This window comes from Clostridium celatum DSM 1785 (assembly GCF_000320405.1).
GTDB lineage: Bacteria > Bacillota > Clostridia > Clostridiales > Clostridiaceae > Clostridium > Clostridium celatum.
The window spans coordinates 40,896-66,720 of the sequence record NZ_KB291603.1 but is presented as its reverse complement, the minus strand read 5'-3'; the positions used below and the strand labels follow the sequence as shown (position 1 = coordinate 66,720).

Annotated in this window: 29 protein-coding genes and 1 pseudogene; 5 read left to right on the top strand and 25 right to left on the bottom strand. The window is 26.7% G+C overall.

Going from position 1 to position 25,825, the window contains the following annotated elements; all coding sequences use genetic code 11:
- Positions 1-76: 76 nt before the first annotated feature.
- The 6 genes from HMPREF0216_RS01255 to HMPREF0216_RS01230 form a co-directional block, all read right to left on the bottom strand.
- Positions 77-3,277, bottom strand: a complete 3,201-nt coding sequence (locus HMPREF0216_RS01255; RefSeq protein WP_040418447.1) for a ligand-binding sensor domain-containing protein — start codon at positions 3,275-3,277, stop codon at positions 77-79.
- Between the two features lie 144 nt (positions 3,278-3,421).
- Positions 3,422-3,967 carry a DUF2232 domain-containing protein gene (locus tag HMPREF0216_RS01250; RefSeq protein WP_005210218.1) on the bottom strand — a complete coding sequence of 182 codons (546 nt, stop codon included), beginning with the start codon at positions 3,965-3,967 and terminating at the stop codon, positions 3,422-3,424.
- A gap of 37 nt (positions 3,968-4,004) precedes the next feature.
- Positions 4,005-4,622: a J domain-containing protein gene (locus HMPREF0216_RS01245; RefSeq protein WP_005210215.1), complete on the bottom strand. Its 618-nt coding sequence runs from the start codon at positions 4,620-4,622 to the stop codon at positions 4,005-4,007.
- A 60-nt stretch (positions 4,623-4,682) separates the two neighbouring features.
- Positions 4,683-5,582 carry a DUF5685 family protein gene (locus HMPREF0216_RS01240; protein WP_040418445.1) on the bottom strand — a complete coding sequence of 300 codons (900 nt, stop codon included), beginning with the start codon at positions 5,580-5,582 and terminating at the stop codon, positions 4,683-4,685.
- A gap of 194 nt (positions 5,583-5,776) precedes the next feature.
- On the bottom strand, positions 5,777-6,568 hold the full coding sequence (locus tag HMPREF0216_RS01235; RefSeq protein ID WP_005210211.1) for a TPM domain-containing protein: 792 nt from the start codon (positions 6,566-6,568) through the stop codon (positions 5,777-5,779).
- Positions 6,565-7,632 (bottom strand): TFIIB-type zinc ribbon-containing protein, encoded by a 1,068-nt coding sequence (locus HMPREF0216_RS01230; RefSeq protein WP_005210210.1) that lies wholly within the window; start codon positions 7,630-7,632, stop codon positions 6,565-6,567. The genes HMPREF0216_RS01235 and HMPREF0216_RS01230 overlap by 4 nt, the downstream gene beginning before the upstream one ends.
- A gap of 828 nt (positions 7,633-8,460) precedes the next feature.
- On the opposite strand from HMPREF0216_RS01230, the pseudogene HMPREF0216_RS18040 reads away from it, so the two are divergent.
- Positions 8,461-8,757: pseudogene (locus tag HMPREF0216_RS18040) on the top strand (3D domain-containing protein); the annotation flags it as partial.
- A gap of 322 nt (positions 8,758-9,079) precedes the next feature.
- Here the strand turns inward: HMPREF0216_RS18040 and HMPREF0216_RS01220 are convergent.
- Positions 9,080-9,571 (bottom strand): DUF4358 domain-containing protein, encoded by a 492-nt coding sequence (locus HMPREF0216_RS01220; RefSeq protein WP_005210204.1) that lies wholly within the window; start codon positions 9,569-9,571, stop codon positions 9,080-9,082.
- Between the two features lie 216 nt (positions 9,572-9,787).
- Between HMPREF0216_RS01220 and HMPREF0216_RS01215 the strand changes: the two genes are divergently transcribed.
- Positions 9,788-10,600 (top strand): N-acetylmuramoyl-L-alanine amidase family protein, encoded by an 813-nt coding sequence (locus HMPREF0216_RS01215; RefSeq protein ID WP_005210202.1) that lies wholly within the window; start codon positions 9,788-9,790, stop codon positions 10,598-10,600.
- Positions 10,601-10,664: 64 nt separating this feature from the next.
- On the opposite strand, the gene HMPREF0216_RS01210 is transcribed toward HMPREF0216_RS01215, so the two are convergent.
- On the bottom strand, positions 10,665-10,916 hold the full coding sequence (locus HMPREF0216_RS01210; RefSeq protein ID WP_005210194.1) for a phage holin family protein: 252 nt from the start codon (positions 10,914-10,916) through the stop codon (positions 10,665-10,667).
- A 214-nt stretch (positions 10,917-11,130) separates the two neighbouring features.
- Positions 11,131-12,006 carry an aldose 1-epimerase family protein gene (locus HMPREF0216_RS01205; RefSeq protein ID WP_005210192.1) on the bottom strand — a complete coding sequence of 292 codons (876 nt, stop codon included), beginning with the start codon at positions 12,004-12,006 and terminating at the stop codon, positions 11,131-11,133.
- Between the two features lie 343 nt (positions 12,007-12,349).
- On the opposite strand from HMPREF0216_RS01205, the gene HMPREF0216_RS01200 reads away from it, so the two are divergent.
- Positions 12,350-12,652, top strand: a complete 303-nt coding sequence (locus tag HMPREF0216_RS01200) for a hypothetical protein (protein ID WP_005210190.1) — start codon at positions 12,350-12,352, stop codon at positions 12,650-12,652.
- 112 nt (positions 12,653-12,764) lie between these two features.
- Here HMPREF0216_RS01200 and HMPREF0216_RS16125 read toward each other — a convergent pair whose 3' ends face one another.
- From HMPREF0216_RS16125 to HMPREF0216_RS01125, 15 genes are read right to left on the bottom strand one after another with little or no spacing between them, the layout of a single operon-like run.
- Positions 12,765-13,241 (bottom strand): 4Fe-4S binding protein, encoded by a 477-nt coding sequence (locus HMPREF0216_RS16125; protein WP_005210188.1) that lies wholly within the window; start codon positions 13,239-13,241, stop codon positions 12,765-12,767.
- Complete coding sequence (locus tag HMPREF0216_RS01190) at positions 13,228-13,671, bottom strand: NADH-quinone oxidoreductase subunit B family protein (protein WP_005210187.1); 444 nt, start codon at positions 13,669-13,671, stop codon at positions 13,228-13,230. The genes HMPREF0216_RS16125 and HMPREF0216_RS01190 overlap by 14 nt, the downstream gene beginning before the upstream one ends.
- Before the next feature lie 14 nt (positions 13,672-13,685).
- Entirely contained in the window at positions 13,686-14,663 is a 978-nt protein-coding gene (locus tag HMPREF0216_RS01185; RefSeq protein ID WP_005210185.1) for a respiratory chain complex I subunit 1 family protein, read from the bottom strand.
- Between the two features lie 12 nt (positions 14,664-14,675).
- Positions 14,676-16,685, bottom strand: coding sequence for a proton-conducting transporter transmembrane domain-containing protein (locus tag HMPREF0216_RS01180; RefSeq protein ID WP_005210182.1), 2,010 nt, complete (start codon positions 16,683-16,685; stop codon positions 14,676-14,678).
- Positions 16,682-17,017, bottom strand: a complete 336-nt coding sequence (locus tag HMPREF0216_RS01175) for a sodium:proton antiporter (protein WP_005210180.1) — start codon at positions 17,015-17,017, stop codon at positions 16,682-16,684. Before HMPREF0216_RS01175 ends, HMPREF0216_RS01180 begins: the two co-directional genes overlap by 4 nt.
- Positions 17,018-17,458 (bottom strand): MnhB domain-containing protein, encoded by a 441-nt coding sequence (locus HMPREF0216_RS01170; protein WP_005210178.1) that lies wholly within the window; start codon positions 17,456-17,458, stop codon positions 17,018-17,020. It lies immediately after the preceding gene.
- A gap of 1 nt (position 17,459) precedes the next feature.
- Complete coding sequence (gene mbhE, locus HMPREF0216_RS16120; RefSeq protein ID WP_005210175.1) at positions 17,460-17,738, bottom strand: hydrogen gas-evolving membrane-bound hydrogenase subunit E; 279 nt, start codon at positions 17,736-17,738, stop codon at positions 17,460-17,462.
- A complete protein-coding gene (locus tag HMPREF0216_RS01160) occupies positions 17,735-17,998 on the bottom strand; it encodes a hydrogenase subunit MbhD domain-containing protein (RefSeq protein ID WP_005210172.1) in 264 nt (87 codons plus the stop codon). The genes mbhE and HMPREF0216_RS01160 overlap by 4 nt, the downstream gene beginning before the upstream one ends.
- Positions 17,991-18,335: a monovalent cation/H(+) antiporter subunit G gene (gene mnhG / locus HMPREF0216_RS01155; protein WP_005210170.1), complete on the bottom strand. Its 345-nt coding sequence runs from the start codon at positions 18,333-18,335 to the stop codon at positions 17,991-17,993. The genes HMPREF0216_RS01160 and mnhG overlap by 8 nt, the downstream gene beginning before the upstream one ends.
- Positions 18,335-18,598: an MrpF/PhaF family protein gene (locus tag HMPREF0216_RS01150; RefSeq protein ID WP_005210169.1), complete on the bottom strand. Its 264-nt coding sequence runs from the start codon at positions 18,596-18,598 to the stop codon at positions 18,335-18,337. Before HMPREF0216_RS01150 ends, mnhG begins: the two co-directional genes overlap by 1 nt.
- On the bottom strand, positions 18,598-19,128 hold the full coding sequence (locus HMPREF0216_RS01145; protein WP_005210167.1) for a Na+/H+ antiporter subunit E: 531 nt from the start codon (positions 19,126-19,128) through the stop codon (positions 18,598-18,600). Before HMPREF0216_RS01145 ends, HMPREF0216_RS01150 begins: the two co-directional genes overlap by 1 nt.
- 19 nt (positions 19,129-19,147) lie before the next feature.
- Positions 19,148-19,792 (bottom strand): hydrogenase nickel incorporation protein HypB, encoded by a 645-nt coding sequence (hypB, locus tag HMPREF0216_RS01140; protein WP_040418443.1) that lies wholly within the window; start codon positions 19,790-19,792, stop codon positions 19,148-19,150.
- Position 19,793: 1 nt separating this feature from the next.
- The gene (hypA, locus tag HMPREF0216_RS01135) at positions 19,794-20,135 is read right to left on the bottom strand and encodes a hydrogenase maturation nickel metallochaperone HypA (RefSeq protein WP_005210164.1); all 342 of its coding nucleotides are present in this window, start codon (positions 20,133-20,135) and stop codon (positions 19,794-19,796) included.
- Between the two features lie 6 nt (positions 20,136-20,141).
- Positions 20,142-21,224, bottom strand: a complete 1,083-nt coding sequence (locus HMPREF0216_RS01130; protein WP_005210163.1) for a hydrogenase large subunit — start codon at positions 21,222-21,224, stop codon at positions 20,142-20,144.
- Positions 21,225-21,237: 13 nt separating this feature from the next.
- Positions 21,238-21,615, bottom strand: coding sequence for an NADH-quinone oxidoreductase subunit C (locus HMPREF0216_RS01125; RefSeq protein ID WP_005210161.1), 378 nt, complete (start codon positions 21,613-21,615; stop codon positions 21,238-21,240).
- Between the two features lie 234 nt (positions 21,616-21,849).
- Between HMPREF0216_RS01125 and HMPREF0216_RS01120 the strand changes: the two genes are divergently transcribed.
- Positions 21,850-22,266 carry a hypothetical protein gene (locus HMPREF0216_RS01120; protein WP_005210159.1) on the top strand — a complete coding sequence of 139 codons (417 nt, stop codon included), beginning with the start codon at positions 21,850-21,852 and terminating at the stop codon, positions 22,264-22,266.
- A 306-nt stretch (positions 22,267-22,572) separates the two neighbouring features.
- Entirely contained in the window at positions 22,573-24,615 is a 2,043-nt protein-coding gene (locus HMPREF0216_RS01115; protein ID WP_005210157.1) for a tetratricopeptide repeat protein, read from the top strand.
- Positions 24,616-24,831: 216 nt separating this feature from the next.
- Here HMPREF0216_RS01115 and HMPREF0216_RS16115 read toward each other — a convergent pair whose 3' ends face one another.
- Positions 24,832-25,470: a hypothetical protein gene (locus HMPREF0216_RS16115; RefSeq protein ID WP_005210152.1), complete on the bottom strand. Its 639-nt coding sequence runs from the start codon at positions 25,468-25,470 to the stop codon at positions 24,832-24,834.
- Positions 25,471-25,825: the final 355 nt, after the last annotated feature.

Sequence of the window (25,825 nt, the reverse complement as noted above, 5' to 3'; positions counted from 1 at the left end):
TTGTTTTTTACACAAATCTATCTGCTCTCCCTTTATCTACTGGATTTTTACTTGTATTTTTATTTATAATCAAATTTTACTGATTAACCGGTAATACTATAGTAAATTCACTACCTTGTCCTATATTACTTTCTACCTCTATACTACCTTTATGGAGCTCTATTAATTGTTTGCTTAATGTTAATCCTAGTCCACTTCCTCCATATTCTTCTGAAGTAGTAGCATATGCTTGATCAAACCTATTAAAAATTGCTTTTTGTCTATCTTTAGCTATACCTATTCCATTATCTTTAACAACAATCTTAACTTTATTGTTTAAATCATATATCTTAATTTCTATTTTTCCGCCTTCTTTTGTAAATTTTACAGCATTTGATAATAAGTTTAATATTACCCTTTCAATATCTGATCCATCACACTCTATTAATTTTTCTTCTACTTCAGGATCTATAACTAATTCTATACCTTTACTTTCTATATACTCCTTCATTGATAATGAAATTTCTTCAACTAAATATACTATATCATTTTCCTTTATATTTAACTTATAGTTTCCTGCATCAATTTTAGATGTATATATTATATTATCTATTAAAGTAAGAAGCCTATTAGAGTTTCTTTTTATAGTTTTCATATAATCTCTAATCTTATCCTTTGGAATATTTTCATTATTTTCATTGAGCTTATCTATTAATTGCTGAGTAGATACTATTAAATTTAATGGAGTTCTAAGCTCATGAGATAAATTTATAAAATAATTATTTTTATATTTTTCATCCTTTAATAATCTTTTATATAATTCTTGATTTTCAATTAACTTTTTATTTAATTCTAAACTTCTTTGCTTAACCATATTATCAAGTATTTTTACTCTATTCCATACTATATATACTAAAATAACTGTCACTAATCCGTATATAAGATATGCAAAAGGTGTTTTCCATGGAGCAGTTCCTACTTTTATTGCTATAGATGTAACTTCACTCCACTCTCCATTCCCATTTCTTCCTTTAACTTTAAATGTATACTCTCCTGGATATAGGTTAGTATAACTTACATAATTCTTATTTCCTAAATTGACTTCTTCTTTATCTAACCCTTCTAATTTATAAGAATATTGAATCTTATTTGGTGTTGAATAATCAGGCATAAAAAATTCGAATCTTATTTGATTTTCATTATATTTTAATTTTATATTTTCACTTAATTCTAATTTATTATTTGCACTTTCTATACTTTGAATTTGTACTTTAGGTATATTAGAGGTTACTTTTATATCATTAGGATAAAAAGAGGTTACCCCCTGTATTCCCCCAAAAAACATCTCTCCGCTTTTACTTTTGTAATATGAATATTCATTAAACTCGTTTGATTGAATTCCATCAGTATAATTAAAATTTATAAATTCATTTTTTATTAAATCAAATTTACTTAACCCATAATTAGTACTAATCCATGGATTTCCAAATTCATCAAACAAAATTCCATATATAAAATTATTAGCTAAACCATCTTCCTCTGTAAATATATCATATTTACCTGTTTTTTTATTTATTTTTACTAAGCCACAATCTGTTCCTATCCATATTATATTTTCTACATTAGAACTTATAGTCATAATAATATTGTAGCTTTCATCTTCTAAACTATATATACTAAACTTTCCATTTTTATATCGTACTAATTTATTTTCATTCGCTACTACAAACCATATTTCTCCATCATTATCTTGATAAATATCTCTTATAGATAATTTATTTAATCCTAAAGATTTCAAATCATTATTATAGCTTTTAAATCCATTTTCTTCATCATAACTACATAATCCCTCTACAGTTCCTATCCATAACTGACCTAAATCATCTATACATAAGGACAACACATCATTATTTACTAATCCATCCTCATCTCCAAACATTTCTATTGTATTAGTATTTTTATTATATTTATTTAATCCATGTTGTGTTGCTATCCATATATTATTCTCATATCCAACTATATCTCTAATAAGATTATTACTAATTATAATTTCTCCTTCATAATCTTTTTTATAATCTAATCTTATAACCGTATTATTTTTTCTATCTAATATATTAACACCATTAAAAACTGTACCAATCCACAACATCTCATCATTATCTTCATATATTCCAGATATGTGGTTATCACTTAATGAATTATCATCTAAAACATTATTTCTATAATTTATAAAATTATTATTAGGATTAAATATACTTATGCCTAACGTACTTCCAATCCATATCATTCCTAACCTATCTTCACATAATACCTTTACTTCATCGCTTAATATGCTTGATTTATTTCCTCTTTCATACTTCCAAGTTTTAAATGTCTCACTTTCTTTATCAAACTTAGCAACTCCCCCTTCTGTACTTACCCATATATTTCCCCTAGAGTCACGTAGTATATCTGTTATTACTAAACCTGGAATACTTGTTGCTTCTTCACTATGCATATATCTATCAATTTTTCCTGTTGATATATTAATTCTATTTAAACCTCCATAATATGTACCAACCCATAAATATCCTTTATCATCTGCATATAATTTATATATATAATTACCACTTATTGTATTACTATCTTGCTCATTTTTAAAATAATGTATTACTTTGTTATTTTTTTTATCTATTTTATTTAATCCATTTGACGTTCCTACCCAATAATCACCATATATATCTTCTGTAATTGTATATACCTTTTGATTACTTAATCCATTTTCATCCTCATCATATATTCTAATAAAATTATCATTTTTTCTATTATATTTATTTAATCCATTATATGTTGCTACAAATATATCTCCATTTTTAGCTATTAATATATTTCTTATTCTATTATTAGAAAGATTACACCCATCAATATTAGATATGTATCTTATAATTTTATTACTTTTCTTATCTATTCTATTTAATCCAGTAGCCGTTCCAACCCATATATCTCCATTGAAATCCTCTTTTATATCAATAATAAGGTTCCCAGATAAAGTCTCCTTATCTTTCTTACTACTTTTATATACCTCAAATTCATGTCCATTATATTTATTTAATCCCTCTCCTGTTCCAATCCACATATAACCTTCACTATCTTGACATAAAGAATAAACTGTACTTTGTGATAATCCATCATCTATAGTTATATTTTTAAAACCGTTAATATTCATTTTTATAGTAGCTGAAACCTCTATGCCAATATATTGAAATATCATAATAAATAATAATACTAATAATAATGTTCTTTTGTTATTTTTCTTCATATTGTTCCCCTCATTTGTCTTCATTGAATATTACGTCTTGAATATTATACCATTTTTAAGTATTTTTTTGTTATATTAGAAATATTTTTCGATTAATTTATAAAAAAATAAGACTAAATTAAAAATTTAGTCTTATTTTTCGTATTATTTACTTACTTTGTGTATTCTTTCTAAATAAAATGTAATTATCATGGTCATTGCATAATCATAAATTAAAAATATAGGTTGAGCAACTATCCATAAAACAATACTAGCTATTAAACTTGTAGAAGTATCAACAAACTTTGAAACTAATGTTTCTAATCCAGCTACTATATTTATTCCTAGAATATTTTGCATTATTATAAATCCTATTAAAAAAGCTATATTAAAAAATAATAATTTTAATATTATTTCTATATTTTCTTTTCTCATTCTCTCTATAAAATATTTTATTATTCCATATACTCCAAAGAAAATAAAATATAGTAATCCAATATTAATTGGCACTAAGAAAAAAGCAATTAAACTAGATGAAATATAAACAAATATTGATGTTTTAACATTACTTCTTATAATACATACTGGTATTATTGCTGAAGCAATTGTTAATATGGTTAATGTACTTATAGGTAAAATTGATGCACTATATAAAATTATACTTGTTAGCGCAACTAATATTCCACCAAGTGATATGTCCTTTGCCTTCACTTCATTTCACCCCACATTTAAATTTATGCTCAATACTTTAACAGCATCCTATAAGGTCTCCTCCCATACATTCACACATTGAATCTAGACACCATAAATTCATACAGCAATCGCATGTATCCATACCACTTTGAGATGTTCTGTATGGTTGACTATATCCTCTAGTTCTAGCTTGTAGTTGGCTTAACGCTTGCCTATATTCAAAATTATTAGGATCCATAGAGCATGCTCTTTGAATGTTGTTATATGCTGATTCAAACCATCCCTTTGCCATCATCACTGTTCCATATAAATAATACCATTCAGCATCCCTATCTCTTATTGAATTTAATTTACTTTCTGCAACCGAAATATTTCTCATTTGAATTAAACTTCTTATTTCTGAATAAATTGCTGTGTTATTACTATATGTATTAGATTCATTATTATTTGAATTATATCCATTTGATGATGATGTATAGCTTCCACTTCCACCGTTATTTTTTAGCATTTCATAAGCCTTGTTTACTTCAACAAGCTTTTCTTGTGCTAAATCCTTTAATGGGTTATCTACATATTGATCTGGATGATATTGTTTTACTAATTTTCTGTATGCTGATTTTATTTCTTCTTGTGAAGCTCCTGGCTTTACTCCTAATACCTCATATGGATTCATTTTTAACAACTCCTTTTTATCCTTTAACCACTATTCTAATCCACAAAACTTAAATTTATCTTAATTAGTTCTTTTCTTTTCCTTACAATTACAATTATTTATTATCTTTTCATACTTATCCATCATTCCAAGACTTATTATATTTTCGAGTATTTCCCTATTTCTCTTTAAAGGTAACTTATCTAAAGACTCTCTACAATTATATCCACAATTAAGAATAGTAAATTCCATCCTTGGTTTAATTTCTATTAATAATTCTTCATAACTCTTGTTATTTTTATTGTATAAAAAATTTATAGGATTAAATTTTTTCTTTTCTATATCTTCTTTTAAATCATCCATTGCATCTATTAAATAAATCCATTTTCCAAGGGCATATCCTAAGTTATATAACTCATATCTTAAATTTTCAGAATCATCCTCAAAATTTTCTGGATACATTTCTAATATTTTGGCTACTATTAAAGCAAAAGGATGTGAAATCTCATCAATAGAATTAAAATTCTTATTCTTTTCTAATCTAGATAATTCATTTAAATTTTCTTCTATTATATCATTAACTTTAGTAACATTTCTGTTAAATTTTCTTTTATATGGCGATAACATTAAACTTTCAACCTTACTTTTTAAACTTTTATCGTCATTTACATCATCTAATAACTTATAATAAACTAAAGATACATTCATAGCTGCTGTGTACTCTAATGACTTATTGCTTATAATCATAGGTTTATTTTTTAAAGGGTGAGCCATACATCTTTGAAATTTTATTTGTGGAGACTCCTTATGTAAACCATCTAATAATAATCCTAAAAAAGTCATATCATAATTTAAAGTTAATCTCGGTAGATTTCCAAAATTCTCTTTTATATGCATACAAACACCACAATAATAACTTCTAAAGAATTCATATTCTCTTATTTTTAACTCTGGTTTAAGTGGAGTTACATATCCAAACAAACAATCACTCCTCACATTATTGTAATTAATATAAATTCAGTATAATTTATTTAAATTCATTAATCAAATTATACTAACAATATTTTCTTATTTTATTACTTATAATGAAAATAAAAAATCAAAATATTTTGCTTCTAACAATACTCTTGTATTCCACAATATATTTTGATTATTATTTATTTAATTTATTATTTTTAAAATTTTCCTGTACGTCCCCCATGAGTTCTTCCTGAACTTGATTTATGAACCGTAGTCTTTCCACCATTATCATTATTTTTTTCAATCTTACTCCTAGTAGTATAGGTATTTATAAATATATCCTTCTTTTTATTAAATTTTATTGAATCTCTATCAACATAATTTATACTTGATGTCGCTTTTGGTGATTTATATGAAAATACTACTATTAAACAGGCAATTGTTGCTGCTATAATACCAACTATTAATGCAATAATTAGTACTTTTATTACATTAGTGTTTTCACTGTATAACTGTTGATTCTCTACAGTTCCTAAATCCATATAGTATTTAATATCCGTCATAAATATTTTAAATCCATCTAAATACTGCTCATTACTTAAATATTTACTAACATCTTCAATTATTGAATCTAATCTATTATCATCAAAATAATTCAAAGCCTGTCCTTCTGTTGATATGCAAATATCTCTTTCTTGCATATCAATAAGTAGCAATACTCCACTATATTCTTTTCCAATTCCATAATTGTTTTCTTCGTAAAAGTCATCGGCAAAGCTTTGAGCATCTTTTCCACCTAATCCATCACTAGTTACAATAGCTAAATCAATTTTATAATCTTCCTTGAATTCATTTATACTACTTACTAGCTCTTCCTTTTCCAAATCAGAAAGTAACCCTGCATTATCTACTATTGGAGATGCTACAGCTAATGCTGAAACTTGAAATGAAATTATAAATATTAACAAACTTAATAAAAATAATATACTTCTTTTTAAGCACTTCATAAAATCATCCCTCCTAGAAACACAGCTAGAAATACTATACAAAATACAGTTATAAATAATAGTGCTAATTTCTGCTTTGAAATAGGTAAAGTTCCAAAAACTTTACCGTCTTGTCCATTCATTACAAAAATATATTCTTTTTTATCTGTACTATAAGTCATCATCCATACTGGTAATAGAGCATAATTACACTTTGTTTTATTAAAACTAATATGACTTTCTCTCATTTCTGTAGAAGAATACCCAGTTATAGATTCATTTAAAATTTCATTAGTTCCTTTCTTAATTCTATCTTCAATCATTGGTAAAACTTCTTCCTTTTTCATATCATACTTTTCCGAAATAAATCCCGGTAAATATGCTATTGAAAATTCTTTTAAATCACTGTAATTATAGGGTTCTATAGCCTCCATTACCTTATCATTCATTTTATTAGATGCATTATGTGGAACATTTTTAAAATTCAAATCAGCTTCCCTATAAATATCATAAACATCAGTTTTTACATACTTATAATCTCCACTTGTCCACACTGTAATTTTCTTTCCTCTAGCACTTAATTGCCCTGTAACAGATGAGTTAATTAACCAAAATGGAATATATATACCCGTTATCTTTTCCAATTGCTTATATGATGTAAATTCTCTAGATAAAAACCATTTACTTTTACTCCACTTTATAAATTCCTCTATTGCCGTATCTTTATCAATTTTAAAAGGAATTATTTTAGATGGTTTAAAATCTCCAGTAAACTTATCACTCATTACTATAGGACCATGACAATAGCAGCAAAAAGTGGTTGTTGTATTATTATCAGCTATGATTTCAGCTCCACACCTTGGGCATAAATATAGTGAGGCTTTCTTTTCTATATCATCTAATTGATTATTATAAACTTCTTCTAAATCTTCTTCTGTTATATGTTCTTTTTTTATATCATGAAGTTCTTCTATTTCTTCTATATTAAATTCACTCAAACAGAATTCACATTTTCCTTTTTGTGAAATCGGGTCAAATTTAATCTCAGCTCCACAATTAGGACATTTATAAGAAATTGCCGCCATACTACTCCTCCCTATATTTAATATTTAAAAATTATTTCTCTTAGTTAATTATATAAAAATTACATCGTAACTATTAACACTTTTTTTCAATAATTTTCATTTAAAATACTACTTCTTCATTTTTAAATTTAATAGAACACCTTATTATATTTTGTCTATATTTTTTTCATTAACAATTTTATATTTATACAGGAAAACTTGTTATATTTATCCTAATCACTTTAAATCTTTTAAATCTTTTTATATCATCTCAGCTATTATATTTTGTAGCCTTATATAGATTTGGTTAATTTTAGAATTTATTTTTTGGCTTGATTTTCACTTGTATTTTTATTCCATGAAAATTTGACAGTTATTTTTTCTTATAGTATAACCTATTTGCAGACGGAGGAATTAAATTTAATAATTTTGGAGGTGTTTTTTCTGTTTAAGAAAATTATTTCATTAACAACTTCGTTAGCTATATCAATTTTAGGTATAAATGAATTTTGTGCTAGTGCAAGCATGTTAATAGATTCAAATAATAAAGTTGTTAATTCAAATTATATTAAAATTAATGATAATAAATCAGATTTATCTAAAGAATTATCTAGCATCACTAATTCAAATATTTTACTAGATAACTCTATAGATAATACTGTTAAAAATACTTCAACACAAACTATAGTTCCTACATTTGAAAATATATTACAAGATGTTAATAATTATGAACTGAATAAAAATATCGATAACTCTCAAACAGAGGAAAATGTAAATAGAGCTATAGATGAGAATACTGATACTTCTATATCAAATAATACAGAAGTATCAGAAAATAATATAAGTCCATATAAAGCTACTTATACAATGGAAGCTACAGCTTATACTGGTGGTGATTATACTGCTATGGGATTAAAACCTACTCGTAACCCTAATGGTCTTAGTACAATTGCTGTTGATCCATCAATAATTCCTCTAGGGTCTAAAGTTTATATACCTGGTTATGGGGAAGCCATTGCTTCTGATACTGGTAGTGCCATAAATGGATATATTGTAGATTTATATCTTAACTCTTATGATGAGTGTGTATCTTGGGGGAGACAATATGTTACTGTTAACATATTAGCTTATCCTGGTGAATGGTAAATAAAAGTTTTATATCTAAAAAGATGTGTTAACTTAGTTTATTCTTTATTAAAGTTTATATTCTATATTTTTTTATTTAACTAATATTTTTATTACTTTTAAGCAATACTATTTAAGGTATTGTTTTAAAATTAATATATTTCTAAAGGAGTATTTCAATATGTTAAATAAAAAAACTATCTTTTGCCTTCATAAGTATAACTGTGAAAAAATTAAAAACTTATGCTTCAATGGTGGTTTTTATCAAAAATTCACTTGTGTAAAATGCGGAAAAATAAAAAATTACTATTGGTAATCCCAATAGTAATTTTTTATTTTAGTATTATTTAATTAATTCTGCATATTTAGCTTCAGCATCAGAAGAAACTTGACTATTAACTATAAATAATGAAACTAAATTTCCATTTACTTCAACTTTAGCATTTTCAGCAACTTCCTGTTCCTCTGGATAGAACGCACTTCCTATTTTATCTTGTAAAACTTGTTCAACTGAAGCTTTTACAGCATCAACTTTTCCATCCTTTGCTTTAACAACCATAATAAATCCTGGCCCTGGTGAAATTTGAGTTTCTAATATTCCATAGTCTTCTACATCATCTAAATTTAAATGATAAATTTCATTTGCCATAGTATCATCTATTTCTGCTGGCATTCTTACGTATCCCTCTTCACCTAACTTTTCAACAACTTCTTTTGCTGATACTGAAGATGCTTGTTCAACTGAAGAACCATTTCCTACATTTTTATTTCCACAACCAGTTAATGTTGCACCTACCATTATTGCAATTAAAGCACTAACTAATAATTTCTTCATTTTTATAACCTCACTTTATATATTTTGCTTATGTTATTTTTTGTTTCATTCCATTAGACTATACTAAACATAAAAATGTTCCTTAAAAATAAAAAATTTTTTAAAAAAATTTTTATAATAATTCCACTTCGACAATTTCCATTTATTTACATTTACTCTTATTTTGTTTATACTTTATATAGATAGTATCTCAAAATAAATACTTAAGGAAATGGGGTGTTATTCATAGAAAAAAAAGGATTTGATTTAAATTACAAAAGACAATTGCTTTATAGAAAAAAAAGAAAACGTAAGTTTATTTTACTTATAAGTACAATATCTCTTACTTTATTTTTCTTTTCACTACTACCTATAATAACTATTATGTCTAACAGCAAAAAACCAACTGTAAATTTCAACTTAGCAATACCAAAAGCTGTAGAAGAACCACGTTATACTATTTGTATAGATCCTGGTCATGGTGATTGGGATTATGGTGCAATTGGTGTTAATGGAACTGCTGAGAAGGATATTGTTTTATCTGTTGCCTTAGAGCTTGGTAAATTATTAGAAAATGAGGGTAGTTTCAATGTAGTTTATACTCGTGTAACAGATTCTATTCCTTGGATTGACTCTGCCAACGATAGTCTAAAAGAAAGAATTAATATTTCTAAAGTATCTAAAGCTGATTTGTTTATCTCTATACATTGTAACTATAGTTCTGATTCTAGTGATACCAAAGGAATAGAAACATGGTATAACCCCAATGATGAAAAAAGCTTATTACTCTCTCAATATCTTCAACAATCACTTGTGGATTTAGGATATTCAAGTAATAGAAATGTTAAAGCTTATGTTGATGGAGAAGAATTAGCTGTATTAGAAAAAAATACTGCTACCTCTTCACTTGTAGAACTAGGTTTCTTAACAAATATTTCTGATGAACACTATTTATCATCTAAATCAGGACAAGCTAATTGTGCAAATGCATTATTTTCTGCAATTGTTGAATATAAAAATAACTTAAATATAGACAAAGGTACGGAGTAGTAATTTTTCTTCTCCTTACCTAATTTTTGCTTATAACTTAATTTTTAATAGTAATTTCTATATACTATTTTTCCTCGTTAGTATCTTGTTCCTTATCCACAGTCTCTTGTTTCTTATCACCTAAATACCATTTAGCTACTGTTGTAGGATTACTTACTATTCCTGCTGCAACTAAAACAGCTAAAATTGCATTAGTTAATTCGCTATATTCTTCTGGAACAACTTTTACTCCAAATGCATTTAATACAAGAGGAATTAGAGCAAAAATAGATACCCATAAGCCATAATTTTTAAAACGACTCCAATCTATCTTCATCTTTATCACTCCCTTATACTATCAATATATAATTTTATTTTTATCCTGCTATACATTACTTCTTAATTTTTAAAATTAACTTATTTTTTAACCACTAATACTAAACTTATATTTTATAATCTTAATTTCTTCCTTTAATATTAATTATTAAATCTTTATATAAAAATAAAGCCATCTTAAAATAACTTCGTTACTTTAAAATGGCTCTTAATAACTATTTTATCGTTAGTGTATATGATGAGTTAAACTTTTCTCCAACTGCTAACTTTTGAATTCCTTCTTTATCTTTTAATTCACCATTAAAATCTTCATAATCAGCATGTCCATACCATGGTTCTATACAAACAAAAGGTGCTCCCGTTACCTTTGTCCATAATCCCATATATGGAAAACCAGTAAAGTCCATAGTTATATATTTATCATGATTTCTCGACTTTATGCTTATTTTGTTAGATTTTAAATTTTCAAATACTAATGCATCATCTTTGAATAAATCAAAACTTAAAGGTATAATATTTTCATTTTTTAAACCTGGTTTTTTTTCACGTTTAATATAACCTTCAGGACCTACTACCTTTTGTTGTAAATCCTCTTTTTCATTAAACTCAAAATAATAATCTTGTATTATCTCTCCCGGAAGAATAGGACACATAAATGCTGGATGTGCTCCTATCTGGAAATATATATCTTTATCATCTTTATTTTCTACTATATAAGATGTTACAACACTCTTCTCTAAAAGTGTATACTCTATTTTTAATGAAAATTTATATGGATAAATATCTAATGTTTCTTCCGAATATGTTAATTCAAAAACCAATTTATTATCAGTTTTTTCTATTAATTCAAATTCCCTAACTCTTGCAAGACCATGTTGTGGCAATTTATACTCCCTGCCATCTACTCTGTAAACTCCATCCTTTACTTTACCTACTATTGGAAATAAAACTGGGGCATGATAACTCCAGTAATTAGAATTACCATTCCAAAGATATTCTATATTACTTTCTTTTTCTGTAATATTATGAAGTTCAGCTCCGTGAGAACTTGCACTTATTCTTATGTTATTATTCTCCAATGTATATATCATAACTTCTTCCCCCTATACTTTTCTACTAGCTAGTTATTATTCTAATAACCTCATATACTAACTAATAAATTCTTATCTTCATTTTATAGTATAAATTATACTTATTAATTTAACAATATTTTTTGTTAACAATTACATAAAATTTAAATATCTTTTTTATTTTAGTGATAAATTGCTAATATATAACTTTAATATTATTAAATTAAGGTTAATTATCTTGTTATATTATAAATTTGGAATTGATTCCAATTTAAAAATACAAAATCCTCTGAAATCTATTGTAAATTTTTACTAAGTAACATATAATAATAATACATATGGAAAATGTTAGGAGGGTTTTGGTGTGGAAAATAACATTAAAAATACAAAAGAATCATTTCAAATATTTTTAGAGGAGCGTAATATTCCCGATCCAGATGAATTGCTGGGAAAAGCTCTTAGATATCTTAAGAACAAAGGTCAAATAGTTGAATTTAAAGGTTTTAATAAAAATAATGATGCAATCGTTGAAATAGATAACACACTATATAAATTTGATAAATGTTTCGGTCTTTGGCAATCAGCTAAATTCACAAAAATAGAAGATAACTATGTAAGTACTAATAGCACTACTAGAAAAACTAAAATAGAAAGTTTTTATTTATAATCTCTCTATACACATATGTAAAACTTTATCTATAAGCCTTAATTTATTTATAATTTCTAAATCTAATCCAAGAAATAAAGAGTTTGTATTTTCATATACAAACTCTTTATTTCTATTTCTTTACTCTCTCTTCATTTTCAGTTTTTTTAACTACTTCCTTATTATTTTCCTTTTTATCCATCACAGTCTTTTGCTTTGCTTGCGGCTTTGGTGGAAGTTTTTTTATAAATTTACCACCTATACTCAATTCTTCTTTCTCATTAGCTACCATTATAATTTCATCAGTTAAATCAATTGCTTTCTTTGAACAAAAATCTTTACATAACCCACAAAAAGTACATGATGTTAAATCAAATGACATTGTTATTTCTTGTCCACCCTCTATCTTTTCTACTGTTCTAGTTATAGCATTAGCTGCACATACTCGCATACAAATTCCACACCCAATACAAACATCTGCATTAAACTTTAATTTACCTCTATAATTTTCAACTCCTTTCATATCATCCAATGATTCTTCATTAGTTAATACCGGTTTAAAAATATTACTAATTCCCTCTAAAAAGTATGGAAGTTTAAACATATTCATATTCCTCTCTCTTCTTATTTAGTAATTCTATCGCTTCTAATATTCCCTTTGCTATTGCTTCTGGCTTAGGAGCACACCCTGCAACTGTAATATCTACATTAGTCCATTTATCTAATGGTCCATCAACAGAATAACTTCCTTTAAATACATTACATGATGCTGGACAAGAACCAATAGATACTATAACTTTTGGTTCTGGTACTTGCGCTAAAACTCTAAGCATTCTATCCCTTGATTGTGAAGTTACTGGACCTGTCACTACAACAATATCTGCATGCCTTGGAGAACCTGCAAGTTTAACTCCAAATCTTTCAATATCATATCTTGGTCCAAGTAATGCAACTAATTCAATATCACATCCATTACATGAACCTGTATTTACATGATATATCCAAGGAGATTTTTTTCTTCCATTTTCAATTATTGACATATGCTCTTGCCTCCCTATAGATTAAAACTTACTAATACATAACTTAATAAAGCTAGTATAGTTGGAACAGTCCAATAAAACTTAAACATTTGATGTGTTTTATATCTTCCCATAAGCCCTCTTACTATTGATAAACACAGTAATGAAATTATCGTAACAAGCACTAATAATATTAAAGTGTTAATAAGTAAATCTAATTCTAGTGAATTTGTTTTTACACCAATTCCCCCCAAAAATAGTACTACAAATAATGCACTCATTACATAAAACTTAATATTATGAGTAAGCTTGAATAAACCTAAATGTAATCCACTATATTCTGCAAGTGGTCCCTCACAAATTTCTGTTTCAGCCTCTGCTACATCAAAGGGAGCTACTCCTACTTTTGCCGGTAAAATCATTAAAAAAGCTATTGCTGCAGGAAATAATGATATAGTAAACATAAAACTATTAGTACTTTGTTGTGCATTTGCTATAGCTGATAATGAGTATGTTGTTCCTTGTCCTAATATTATTCCAGCTTTTTTACAAACAGCAAGCATGCAAGTTATAAGTGGCAATTCATAAGAAACCATTGTAACCACTTCTCTTGATACTCCAATAGATGCAAAAGGTGAACCTGAAGCCATTCCCCCTATAATCATCGCTACAACTGGAATTATTAATAAATATATTATTACAACTATATCTGCTGTACCACCAATAAATGTCCAATTATAAATAGGTAGTAATACTGGAATTATACAAATGCTCACCAATGCTATTATTGGTGCTATTTTAAATACTATTTTATTTGCATTTCTTGGAATAATAGTATCTTTCCCCATAAGTTTCACAAAATCATAAAAAGGTTGAGTAAGTTTAGGTCCTCTTCTTCTCTGCATCCTAGCCACAATTTTTCTATCTAGTCCTGCTAAAAATAATCCTACAATAACTGTAAAAATGAAGCCTGGAAATACAAGTAAATATATTAATTTATTTAAATATTCCATATTTCCCACCTCCTATAAAACTATAAACGTAACTACTATTACTACTACCAAAGTAGCTACTATCCATAAAGAATACTCATTTACACTACCATTATGCGCCTGCCTAATACTATTAAAGTATCCCTTTAACTGATGCTTCATTGCCCAAAACAAATCATTGCTTTGAATTTTAACATCCTCTCCCTTTTCTCCTCCAACGTAAATATCATATTTACATCCCTCAGTAAAAGGTGCTTTGCTATAGTTTGTACCATCTTTAGCAATTTCTCTGTACTTTTTAAATATACTCATATCAAAATTATTATTTTTAAATTCATCAATTTCCTTTCCTGAATTTTCGCCCTTAAAAGTAACAAATACTAAAACACCTAAAGTTAGTATTATAAATAGAACTAAAAAATTAGTTGGCTCATATATACCATTAGTTGAAAAGTTTATATCCTTAATAACTTCATTGCTAAATAATTCATCATATCTATTTCCTAGTGCTGAATTAACATATCCTCCTATATTAAAAATACTCTTAATAACAGGTGTTATTAAATTATTTATAATAAACTTAGGGAAAACTCCAAACACTACTGTTCCTAATGCTAATATTCCCATTGGAATTCTCATTGAAAGCGGAACTTCATTAATTTCAGTATGTTCTTCTCTTGATGGTCCAAAAAATGCACTAATTCCAACCTTTATAAAAGATGCCAAAGTAAGAGCTGAAACTACTACTGCTATTATTGAAACTATTCCTAAATTCCCACTAAATCCTGCTTCATAAATCATCCACTTTGATGCAAAGCCGCTAAATAACGGTATGCCACTGATTGCTGCTGCACCAAACATAAACATAGTCATAGTAAAAGGCATTCTTTTTCCTAGCCCTGACACCGAATCTAAGTCTGTAGTTCCTGTAGTATATAGTATTGCTCCTGCAATTAAAAATAATAATCCTTTAAATATTGCATGGTTTATCATATGATAAACTCCACCAGTCATTGCTAATACTGCAATTTCACCACTTTCTATAATTGCTATTCCAAAGGCTGTTATTATATATCCAATTTGTGAAACTGAATGGAATGCTAAAAGCCTCTTAAAATCATGTTGCAATAAGGCCATTGAGACACCTATTACCATAGTTATAATTCCCCATGCTAATATTAGATAGCCAATAGGTTCATTACTTGCTAATCCAAATACCATAAATACAAGCCTTATTATTGCATATACACCTGTTTTACTCATTACACCTGAAAGTATCATTGAAACTGATGATGGAGCCGCCATATGCGCATCTGCTGGCCAAGTATGACATGGTACCATAAATGCCTTTACAGCATATCCAACTATCATAAGTGAAAATGCCACTATCATTATAGGAGTTATTTCACCTTCCATTTTTATTAAAACTGCTATTTCTGCTAAATTTAATGTTTTAGTTTCACTATATATTAAGCAAGTTCCAAGTAAAATTAATGATGATCCCAGTGATCCTGTTACAATATACTTAAAAGCAGCTTCTACAGACTTATATTTATAATTTCTAAATGCAGTCAATGCTATTGCTGCAAATGTCATTATTTCAAGCATTACGTACATATTAAATAAATCACCAGTAAATACAAATCCTATCATACTTGAAGTTAATAATAAAAATAATACATAATATTTTTCTAGACCGTTATCCTTGCTCATATATTTTAAAGAAAATATTGAAGACAACAAACACGCTCCAGTGATTATAAGTCCTAAAAATATACCTAGAGAATCTATTTCAAGGGCTATACCATAAGCCTTTCCATTTATAGGTCTCCAATTTCCCATCCAGGTTACTATATTATTCCCATCAACTAGTACAGGTTTAACTAAAAGTAATACACATATAAAAGATATAAAAATAGCTGATACTGCTAAAATTTTTTTAAGTCTTAAATACTTATCTTTAAAAATTCCTAATACAAAAGCTAGTATAAAGGGCGTCATTATTGCTATTATTGGAAGATTATTAATAAACTCTTTACTCATCCTCTAATCCTCCTTATATCATCACTTTCTATACTTCCATAATGCTCTTTTATTTTTATTACTATAGATAGTGCTAATGCTGTAACGCAGGCCCCTATTACTATGGAGGTAAGAGTTAATGCTTGTGGAATAGGATCAACAAAAAATGTACTATTATCACTAAATATTGGTGCAGTCCCATTTGTTCTATATCCAATTGAAATTAACAACAAATTAATCCCTGAATCTACTATTCCCATTCCAATTACAATTTTTATTAAGTTTTTCTTTAATACAATTATGGCAATACCAATTGATATTAAAAGAAAAGCTCCTATATAGTTAATTGTCATTTACTCGCCCTCCTTTTTCTTTAAATTTGCCAACATAATTAGTATTAAAAAAGAAACACCAGCAAAAACCTTAAAGCCTACTGCAAAATTCATTAAGAATATACTTCCTGATGAAAACAAATTTCCCGGAATACCCTTTTCCAATATATTTCCAAAGAAAACTCCAGAACTTAATAATCCTATAAAAGCTAAAATTATGAATCCTAATGCTCCTATATCTTCAGCGACTTTAAATGTATTCTCCTTTATTCCTTTATTTATACCTTTAGATCCATATCCAATATAAATAGTGGAAATTGCACCTGCTATTAACACACCACCTTGGAATCCGCCTCCTGGTGATAAATGTCCATGTATTATTATATAAAGTCCTAATGTAAGCAAAATTGGTAATACCAAATTTGTACAAGACATAAGAATTGAATCTCTTCTTTTTCTCATATTATCTTTCCTCCTCTGCCTTTTTAGAAACTCTTAATACTGCAGCAACACCACAAATCGCTGTAAATAAAACTATTGATTCTCCTAATGTATCATATCCCCTAAAATCAAATACTGTTGCTGTTACTGTGTTTATAGCACCAGTCTCTGTCATAGTTTCATTTATTATTATTTGAGATGCATCACCAAAATGTTCTGGCTCTGATCCCATCTTAAAGGCCGTATAGGAAAATATTGCAAAAACCAGAAAAAGTATTAAATAAGTTATTTTCTTTTTCATTTCTTTTCCTCCTTTACCTTCTTATCTTTAACTTTATTCATTGTTACAATGAATATTACTGGTGTTAATATTGCACCAACTGCTGCTTCTGCCAATGCAACATCAGGAGCTTTTAGAATTAAAAACTCTAATGCTAAAAAACTACCTAAAACAACCATAGCTATTATGCAATGCAATATATCATCTAAAAAAAATATACAAAGAGCGGATATAACTAAGCCAATTACTATAAGTGTATTTAAAATACTTAAACTATTCATTTATATCCCTCCCATAATGATCAACCTTTGTTTTATCACATAATGGGACTTTTATTTTGTAGGCTGCTCTTGACATAGCATGTGCTGCAACTGGATTGCTTATAAGCAAAAATATCATGATAATTAATGCTTTTATCCCCAAAGATATATTAGAATTACCAAAACCATAAATGCTACAAGCTAAAGCTATTGGCATAGCTCCCATAGTCGCTATATTAGTTGCTGATTGAAGTCTACAAAAAGTATCAGGCATTCTAATTACACCAATAACTCCTGCTAAAGTGAAGAATAGCCCAATTATTATTAATATACAAACTATTACTTCTAACACAGACATCACAATTCCCCCTCTAAATATTTAGAAATTAAAACTGTACCTATAAACCCTAAAAGAGTAATTATTAATCCAAGGTCTAAAAACATTGCCCTTCCTTCAGTTGTTCCAAATAAAATCATTATTACTCCTAAAATTATATCTATAGAATCTGCTGCTAATACTCTATCTATTACTGTGGGCCCTTTAAATACCCTATATATTAGAACTAACGCTAGGATGGCCAAAATTATGGATACTACTGTAAATATAAGATTCATATTCATTATTTAAAAAGCCTCCTTACAAAATATTCAAACCTACCCTTTATAATCTCTGATGCTCTTTCTGTATCTTCAGTTTCAACATCAATCCAATGAATATACATTGCATTTTTATCTTCTTCTTCATATATATCCATAGTTATAGTTCCAGGAGTTAAAGTTATACAATTTGATAACATTGCAAGACCATAATCTGACTTTAAATCAGTTGTTATTTTTACTATTCCTGGATTAATATTTAACTTTGGAGCTAAAGCTTTTATTGCAACTACGAAATTTGCTTTTATTAATTCCCATGTGTATACTGGAATGAATATTATTAAATTAATTATTCTTAAATTTTTAAATAACCAAAATCCATCTTGTGGTGCAAAAAATGAACTTGTAAAACAACTAACTACTATGGCTACAATAGCACCTACTATAAGTTCTTGATGACCTAATTTAAATATATTAAAATCTTGCATTAAAAATAAAATCCAAAATAAATATGACAAAATAAAGGTCGAGATAAATGCTGTACCTTTTTTCATTAAATATCCACCTTCTCTTTTATATTTTTTTTAATAGCCAATTTATAAATTTTTTAGTTCCCCCTTCTTTTAATGAGTCCACTTTAAATATTTTAGAATATGGATTTCTAAGAAGTGTTTGCTTTTCAACTTCATTGTCATCAAATTTAAAATATTTAATCATATCATATTTTGTAATTACTACTGCATCAGCTTTTGAAAACATTAAAGGATATTTAACAACCTTATCATCGCCCTCTGGAACACTTAATAACGCTATTTTTAAAACTTCTCCAATATCAAATTCAGCCGGACACACTAAATTCCCTATATTCTCCACTATAACCAAATCTAAATCATCTAAGTCAAATTCACCAATAATATGCTTAATAGACATAGCTTCAATATGACAAGCACCTTGAGTATTAAGCTGAACTACAGGAATTCCCTCCCCTTTTATTCTTTTAGCATCTATAGTCCCCTCAATATCCCCTTCAATTACACCTACTTTTTTATCATATTTTTTTAATTCATTTATCAAATTTAATATAAATGTTGTCTTTCCTGCACCTGGCGATCCCACTATATTTATCATTGATACTGATTTTTCTCTTAGTTCTTCTTGTACTTCTTTATGACAATCTTCATTCCACTCTAATATTTGTCTCACAACTTTTATTTCCATCTTAATCAACCTCCATGGTATCTAAATAAAACTCTCTTCCTTTAATTATTTTATAGTTATTACCTTTACATTTAGGACATACATAATTATTTTCTCCAAGTTCACCTTTGTATCCACATTTATTACAAGTTATAGCAACCTTTATTTTCTCTATATTAATTTCCGCTTCTTCTGCAATTGTATCTTTTGCAACTATTTTAAAATAGTATGATATACAACTTGGAACTAAATCAGTTAATTCTCCAACCTTTATATTTAACTTTTTTATTCTTTTAACATTATACTTTTCGCCTTCATCTATACATATCTTTAGTATAGATTGTGTTACAGCTAATTCATGCATGATTTATTACCTATCCAAACATGAAAAACATGGATCTATACTAGCAACTATAAGTCCAGCATCTGCAATTGTATTATTTTTGAGCATAACAGGAACAGTCATTGCATTCTTAAAGGTTGGTACATGAATATTAACTCTTCCATTGGTTTGTCCACCATTGGATACTACATAATAAGTTACTTCTCCTCTTGGTGCTTCTGTAACTGCTATATACTCCCCTGCTGGAACTTTAGGTATTTTATTGCCTAAATTAATAGGACCTTCTGGCATATTCTTAAGTGCTTGCTCAATAATCTTGCAGCTTTCTTCTATTTCAATTAATCTAATCACAGCCCTAGAGAAAACATCTCCATCATTTGCTAAAGCTACATTAAAATCAAAATCTTCATAACAGTTATATGGCATACTTTTCCTTACATCAAAATTTACTCCTGATGCTCTTCCATGTGGTCCACAAGCCCCATAATTTAATGCATCATCAGTTGTTAAGATTCCAACTCCCTTTGTTCTTGCTGCTATACTTGAATCTTTAGCATATACATTATAAATATTTTTATATTCTCTTCTTAATTCTTCTATCATTTTTAATACCGTATCTTTTTGTTCTTTGGTAATATCTCTTCTAGCTCCCCCTACTATATTCATAGCATAATTTACTCTATTACCTGATATAACTTCTAACATATCCATTATCTTTTCCCTTGATGCAAAACACATCATAAATAATGAATCAAAAGCAATTATATGAGCAGCTAATCCTAACCATAAATAATGTGAATGTAATCTCTCCAATTCACTTATTATTACTCTTATATAACTTCCTCTTTTGGGAACTTCCATTCCTGCAATATTTTCTACAGCTAAACAATATGTCATGGCATGAGAGTGTGAACAAATTCCACATACTCTCTCTACTAAAGTTATTGTTTGAATATAATTTCTAGACTCTGTTAATTTCTCTATTCCTCTATGGTTATATCCTATAAATACTTCAGAATCTTTTATAATCTCTCCCTCTGTAAGTAGTTTTACATGAACCGGTTCTTCCAATGCAGGATGATAAGGTCCTAACGGTAAAATATAACTCACTTTTTTACCCCCTTTATTTATCTTTCAATTTCTTTAATTCTTCTAACGTCATAATAAGTATTTGTCCTTCTCCATTCTTAAACTCTTCCGGCAAAAATAATCTTCCACTAAATTCAAGTCCATCAAATTTTACTGGCATCATCTCTTGTATTTCTTCTTCAAACCATTGTGCACCCTTATATATATTAGTTAATGTTGGTATTCTATCTTCTCCGATTATTCGATACTGCCCTCGAACATCATCATATTCTAATGTATACACTACAATATTAGTTTTTTCTTTATTTACATATCCATTTATAGCGACTAATCTTCCACCTTTATCCCTAATATTTTTAACTATAGTTAAAAGATTTTCCTTAGAAATCTCATTAATAATATTATTACCCATGATTTTTCCCTCCTCTCTTTCTATTTTACTTTTTTTACCATTTCCATAATCTAATTATACTTCATTTCTATTTACAATTTAATATATTATGGTCATTTTAAAAAAATATCTTTTTATTCTTACTTATCACATTACTTATATTTTTTTGTTTTATATATACATTTTTTATGATATAATACATAATATATGATTGTTGTTTACATAGTATAATTTATAATTAAAGGAGTTTTTGCAATGGGTTTCAAAGATAAAATGACGAAATATTACTCTGATGCATACATGGAAAAATACGGAGATAGAATGACAAGTGTTTCTGGTACAGTCTTATCAGTAAAAAGTGAAACTAAAAGTTTTCTAGGTATTTTTAATAGATTACATGTTTGGTTAGTTGTTAAATCTGATGCAGGTAAGCAAATAGCTAAATGTGAATATAAGAGAAATAGATGGTTTAAAAAGCCTGAATTTATAGATATTAATCAAGGTCACAAAGTAATTATCATGGGTATTAAAGGTGAAAAAGGTAAAGCTAATTCAGAAGTTATTATGGCTTCTAACATCGCAAACTTAAGCACTAGAAAAGACCTTCATCCATTCGATCACAGCCAAATAAAGAAGGCTAGACAACAAGCTACAAAAATGAGATCAAGATAATAAAAAGAGTCGCAAAATAGCGACTTTTTTTATTATAAATATTTATCTATCAATATATTTCTATTTTTATATTTCTATTTTTCTTAAAATTATCTTTTTTAAGTATATTTTTTATTAATTATTTTAACATTTTATTCTATTTTTTTTCATTTTACCTCATCTTTAAACACACTTTAAGTATGCTTTTTGTAAAATACCACACTTTTATATTCATTATATGTACAAAATGTCTAATCTTTTTTATTCCTTATTTATACAAAAATGTTATAATATATCATATAAATTACAAAAAGAGAGGTGTTAAATATGAATTGTTGGTCAATACTTGGAATAGCTCCTACAAAAGATGTAAAAAGAATAAATGAAACATATGATAATCTGTTGAAAAATAAACCTTCAAAAAAACAAATGCTTAAAGTTGCATATGATAAAGCTGTAACATTAGCTAATTCATCTATTCAAGATATCGCTGGTGGTATAACTAAAACTAACAATTCTAATATATTAAATTACATAACTAACTATTGTAATGATAATACTCACATAGATAATATCTCTGATATTTTTTCTAGACTTAATTATATTTATTCTGATAGTTCTCTTAGATTTAATGAAAAGAATTGGATGTTAATATTAAATAACATCAGTTTTGATGATGAAAATACATTTGCTATTTTAGAAAATAAGTTTATTAACTTTTTAATAACTCACAGATATATACCAAATAAAATATATGTTTTTCTCAACAAAAAATTTAATTGGACTGAAAGGAAAAATTATCTTTATTCTCTATATAATAAAAATTCTATAGACTTACTTTTAAATACAATTTCAAATCCATTACCTATATCTTATAAATATCTTTCAAATATTAATCCAGAAATTGTAGAAGAGTATTTATCATTAAGAGAAAAAGCATATATCTATTTTAAAGATTCAAACATAAAAGAAAGTTATAAAAATCTAATTGCAGCCTATTCTCTTTATAAATTTGATTTTGATTTATTAAAATTATTAGGAAGTTATTATTATGAAAAAAAGGATTTTATAAGTGCATTACGTTATTTTAAAGAAGCACTTGATATCAATAAAAATGATTTATACTGTCTTTCAAAGTATGGTCATATTCTTTATAGCTGTAAACAATATTCTAATGCCGTTATTTACTTAGAGAAATACTTAGCTAATATTAGAAACGACTTAGATATATCGTCATTATACGACTTAGCCTATAGCTATTATTATTCTTTTGATTACGATAAATCTGAAAGGTTATTTAAAATTTTATTAAAACTAAACCCTAAAGATACATCATTAAATAACTATATAAAAAATATAAAAGAAAATAATTCAAACACTAAAGTCGCGCCAATTGTAAGACCTTCATATGAAAAATATATCGATAGTCAAATTGCACTATTTATTAATAATCTAGAGGAAATATACAGTAATTTTAATCTTAGAACTTCATTAAATATTTGGGAAAACTTTATTAACAACCATATGAATGACTCTAAATTATTTTATATTTTGGAAAATGAATTACTATTATTTTTAGAAAAACATAAATATATTCCTACCGAAGTTTTAAAGTTACTTCAAAAGCAATTTAATTGGAACGAACGCTATAATGAACTTATCACACTCTATCCTAAAATAAACATTAATTTTATATTTACAGAATCAAAAAAGATTAATGCACCTAGCTATAAATATTTAGCTAATGTACCTAATGATCTCTTAGAAATATATCTTGAAAATCGTACTTTAGCATCAAATTTAATTGATTCCAAATCTAAAGATGCATTAAAGTATTTAGATTTAGCTCATAATATTTATACAGAAGACTGTGAATTATTTAGATTATATGGTGATTACTTTTCTTATATGAATTTAACTTATGATGCTATAAACTATTATAAAAAAGGACTAGCACTAGATTCTAATAATTTTTTATGTTCTATTAATTTAGCTATTTTATTAGTTGATGTAAAACAATATAAAGAAGCTCTTTATTATTTAGAAAAAGAAGCTAATTCTATATCTGGTTGCCTTTTTACTAATAACGAAAATTTCTTATATAGATATGCACTTTGCTACTACTATACTAATGACTTAAACAATGCAAAGATTAACTTTAAAAAGCTACTTAAACTTGCTCCTAACCTTCACTATCCAAAAATATACTTACGCAATATTAATAATAGGTTAGCTGGCAGAACAAAGAAAATAGTTAATATAGAAGTTATAAATAACCCTAACTATAAAGAAAAAGAATTTATTCCTAATACACTTAAAACTATCTCAAATATTTTCAGCAATATGAAATATCTCTACAAACACTCTTAACTTTATTCTTGTCTAAAGTTAATAAAAAAATTATTATATAACATTCTTAAAGTTAATGTTCTTGCTACAAACACTATATAAAATATAGCAAGGACATTAACTTTTATACTAATATCCTTAATTATTGCTAAAATAGCCATATAGAAAAATTTATTATAATATTGTAGTGAAAATATTTGTAATTAATTTTTTAACTTCACTATAGTTTGCAATAGTCTATTTACAATGCTCACAGGCATATTGACGATCACACTCCTGTAGAGTACCACTATTTATTACTTTACTTCTTGAAAGTGTTCTACATGTACTACTCATATGATAACTCTTTCCTTTTGGAGTCCAGTATACTGTTATTAGAGTTTCTTCCGTTAATATATCTGTATCTTCATCTATTTCTTCGGCATTTATATAACTTTCAATATTTTCTTCTTTTTTTTCATCAATATCTATTTTAATTTCACCTATATATGTACTTTTCTCATTAATATTATTTTGATTTTCATCTATTATATCTATACTTATTAAATCTTCAATCTTATTATCATACTCACTAATCTCTACTTCTTCTGAAATATCTTCATCTTCTATTTGAACAGTATTTTCATATACTTTTTCTTCTTCATTATAAGAATCTTCTACTTTTACAGTTTCTATTTCTTTATTATTTTTTGATTCTTTACTATTTTCATCCTTATATTCTTTAACTTCTTTATTCTTATTTTTATCCTTCTTCTTAAATATATCTAATGGTAAATTTTCAACAACTGTAACAACTGCTTTTCGTCTAAAAAATTCTCCTTTAAATAGATATATAATACAACATACTACTATTATTGATACTATTATTTCAAACATTATTAATTTATCTTCCTTATTACATATTTACAAAATTTTAATCTAATAGCTATCAGTTGTAATACTATAATTTCTATAAATAAATTATATGAAACTATATAACAACTTCTAACCTTCTGTTAAATCTAAATTTTCTTATAATTAAAAATTCCGTGTATTTATAGTATTTAACTCTTTTGATTATACTATTACCATCAATGTAAATAAAGTGCTATTTATCAATATCATTAACTTATTTAAATAAAATTTTAATATTCTCTCTTTTTAAATTAAAATAAAATCCACAATGTATAATTTTAGGTATTTATACATATCTAAAATCGCATTGTGGATAATTTTATTATTACATTTTAAA

Coding starts and splice junctions, on each gene's coding strand:
- HMPREF0216_RS01255 (WP_040418447.1), bottom strand. CDS start 3,277: ATGAAGAAAAATAACAAAAGAACATTATTATTAGTATTATTATTTATT.
- HMPREF0216_RS01245 (WP_005210215.1), bottom strand. CDS start 4,622: ATGAATCCATATGAGGTATTAGGAGTAAAGCCAGGAGCTTCACAAGAA.
- HMPREF0216_RS01235 (WP_005210211.1), bottom strand. CDS start 6,568: ATGAAGTGCTTAAAAAGAAGTATATTATTTTTATTAAGTTTGTTAATA.
- HMPREF0216_RS01230 (WP_005210210.1), bottom strand. CDS start 7,632: ATGGCGGCAATTTCTTATAAATGTCCTAATTGTGGAGCTGAGATTAAA.
- HMPREF0216_RS01220 (WP_005210204.1), bottom strand. CDS start 9,571: ATGAAGAAATTATTAGTTAGTGCTTTAATTGCAATAATGGTAGGTGCA.
- HMPREF0216_RS01210 (WP_005210194.1), bottom strand. CDS start 10,916: ATGAAGATAGATTGGAGTCGTTTTAAAAATTATGGCTTATGGGTATCT.
- HMPREF0216_RS01205 (WP_005210192.1), bottom strand. CDS start 12,006: ATGATATATACATTGGAGAATAATAACATAAGAATAAGTGCAAGTTCT.
- HMPREF0216_RS16125 (WP_005210188.1), bottom strand. CDS start 13,241: ATGAATATGTTTAAACTTCCATACTTTTTAGAGGGAATTAGTAATATT.
- HMPREF0216_RS01190 (WP_005210187.1), bottom strand. CDS start 13,671: ATGTCAATAATTGAAAATGGAAGAAAAAAATCTCCTTGGATATATCAT.
- HMPREF0216_RS01185 (WP_005210185.1), bottom strand. CDS start 14,663: ATGGAATATTTAAATAAATTAATATATTTACTTGTATTTCCAGGCTTC.
- HMPREF0216_RS01180 (WP_005210182.1), bottom strand. CDS start 16,685: ATGAGTAAAGAGTTTATTAATAATCTTCCAATAATAGCAATAATGACG.
- HMPREF0216_RS01175 (WP_005210180.1), bottom strand. CDS start 17,017: ATGACAATTAACTATATAGGAGCTTTTCTTTTAATATCAATTGGTATT.
- HMPREF0216_RS01170 (WP_005210178.1), bottom strand. CDS start 17,458: ATGAGAAAAAGAAGAGATTCAATTCTTATGTCTTGTACAAATTTGGTA.
- mbhE (WP_005210175.1), bottom strand. CDS start 17,738: ATGAAAAAGAAAATAACTTATTTAATACTTTTTCTGGTTTTTGCAATA.
- HMPREF0216_RS01160 (WP_005210172.1), bottom strand. CDS start 17,998: ATGAATAGTTTAAGTATTTTAAATACACTTATAGTAATTGGCTTAGTT.
- mnhG (WP_005210170.1), bottom strand. CDS start 18,335: ATGTCTGTGTTAGAAGTAATAGTTTGTATATTAATAATAATTGGGCTA.
- HMPREF0216_RS01150 (WP_005210169.1), bottom strand. CDS start 18,598: ATGAATATGAATCTTATATTTACAGTAGTATCCATAATTTTGGCCATC.
- HMPREF0216_RS01145 (WP_005210167.1), bottom strand. CDS start 19,128: ATGAAAAAAGGTACAGCATTTATCTCGACCTTTATTTTGTCATATTTA.
- hypB (WP_040418443.1), bottom strand. CDS start 19,792: ATGGAAATAAAAGTTGTGAGACAAATATTAGAGTGGAATGAAGATTGT.
- hypA (WP_005210164.1), bottom strand. CDS start 20,135: ATGCATGAATTAGCTGTAACACAATCTATACTAAAGATATGTATAGAT.
- HMPREF0216_RS01125 (WP_005210161.1), bottom strand. CDS start 21,615: ATGGGTAATAATATTATTAATGAGATTTCTAAGGAAAATCTTTTAACT.
- HMPREF0216_RS01120 (WP_005210159.1), top strand. CDS start 21,850: ATGGGTTTCAAAGATAAAATGACGAAATATTACTCTGATGCATACATG.
- HMPREF0216_RS01115 (WP_005210157.1), top strand. CDS start 22,573: ATGAATTGTTGGTCAATACTTGGAATAGCTCCTACAAAAGATGTAAAA.
- HMPREF0216_RS16115 (WP_005210152.1), bottom strand. CDS start 25,470: ATGTTTGAAATAATAGTATCAATAATAGTAGTATGTTGTATTATATAT.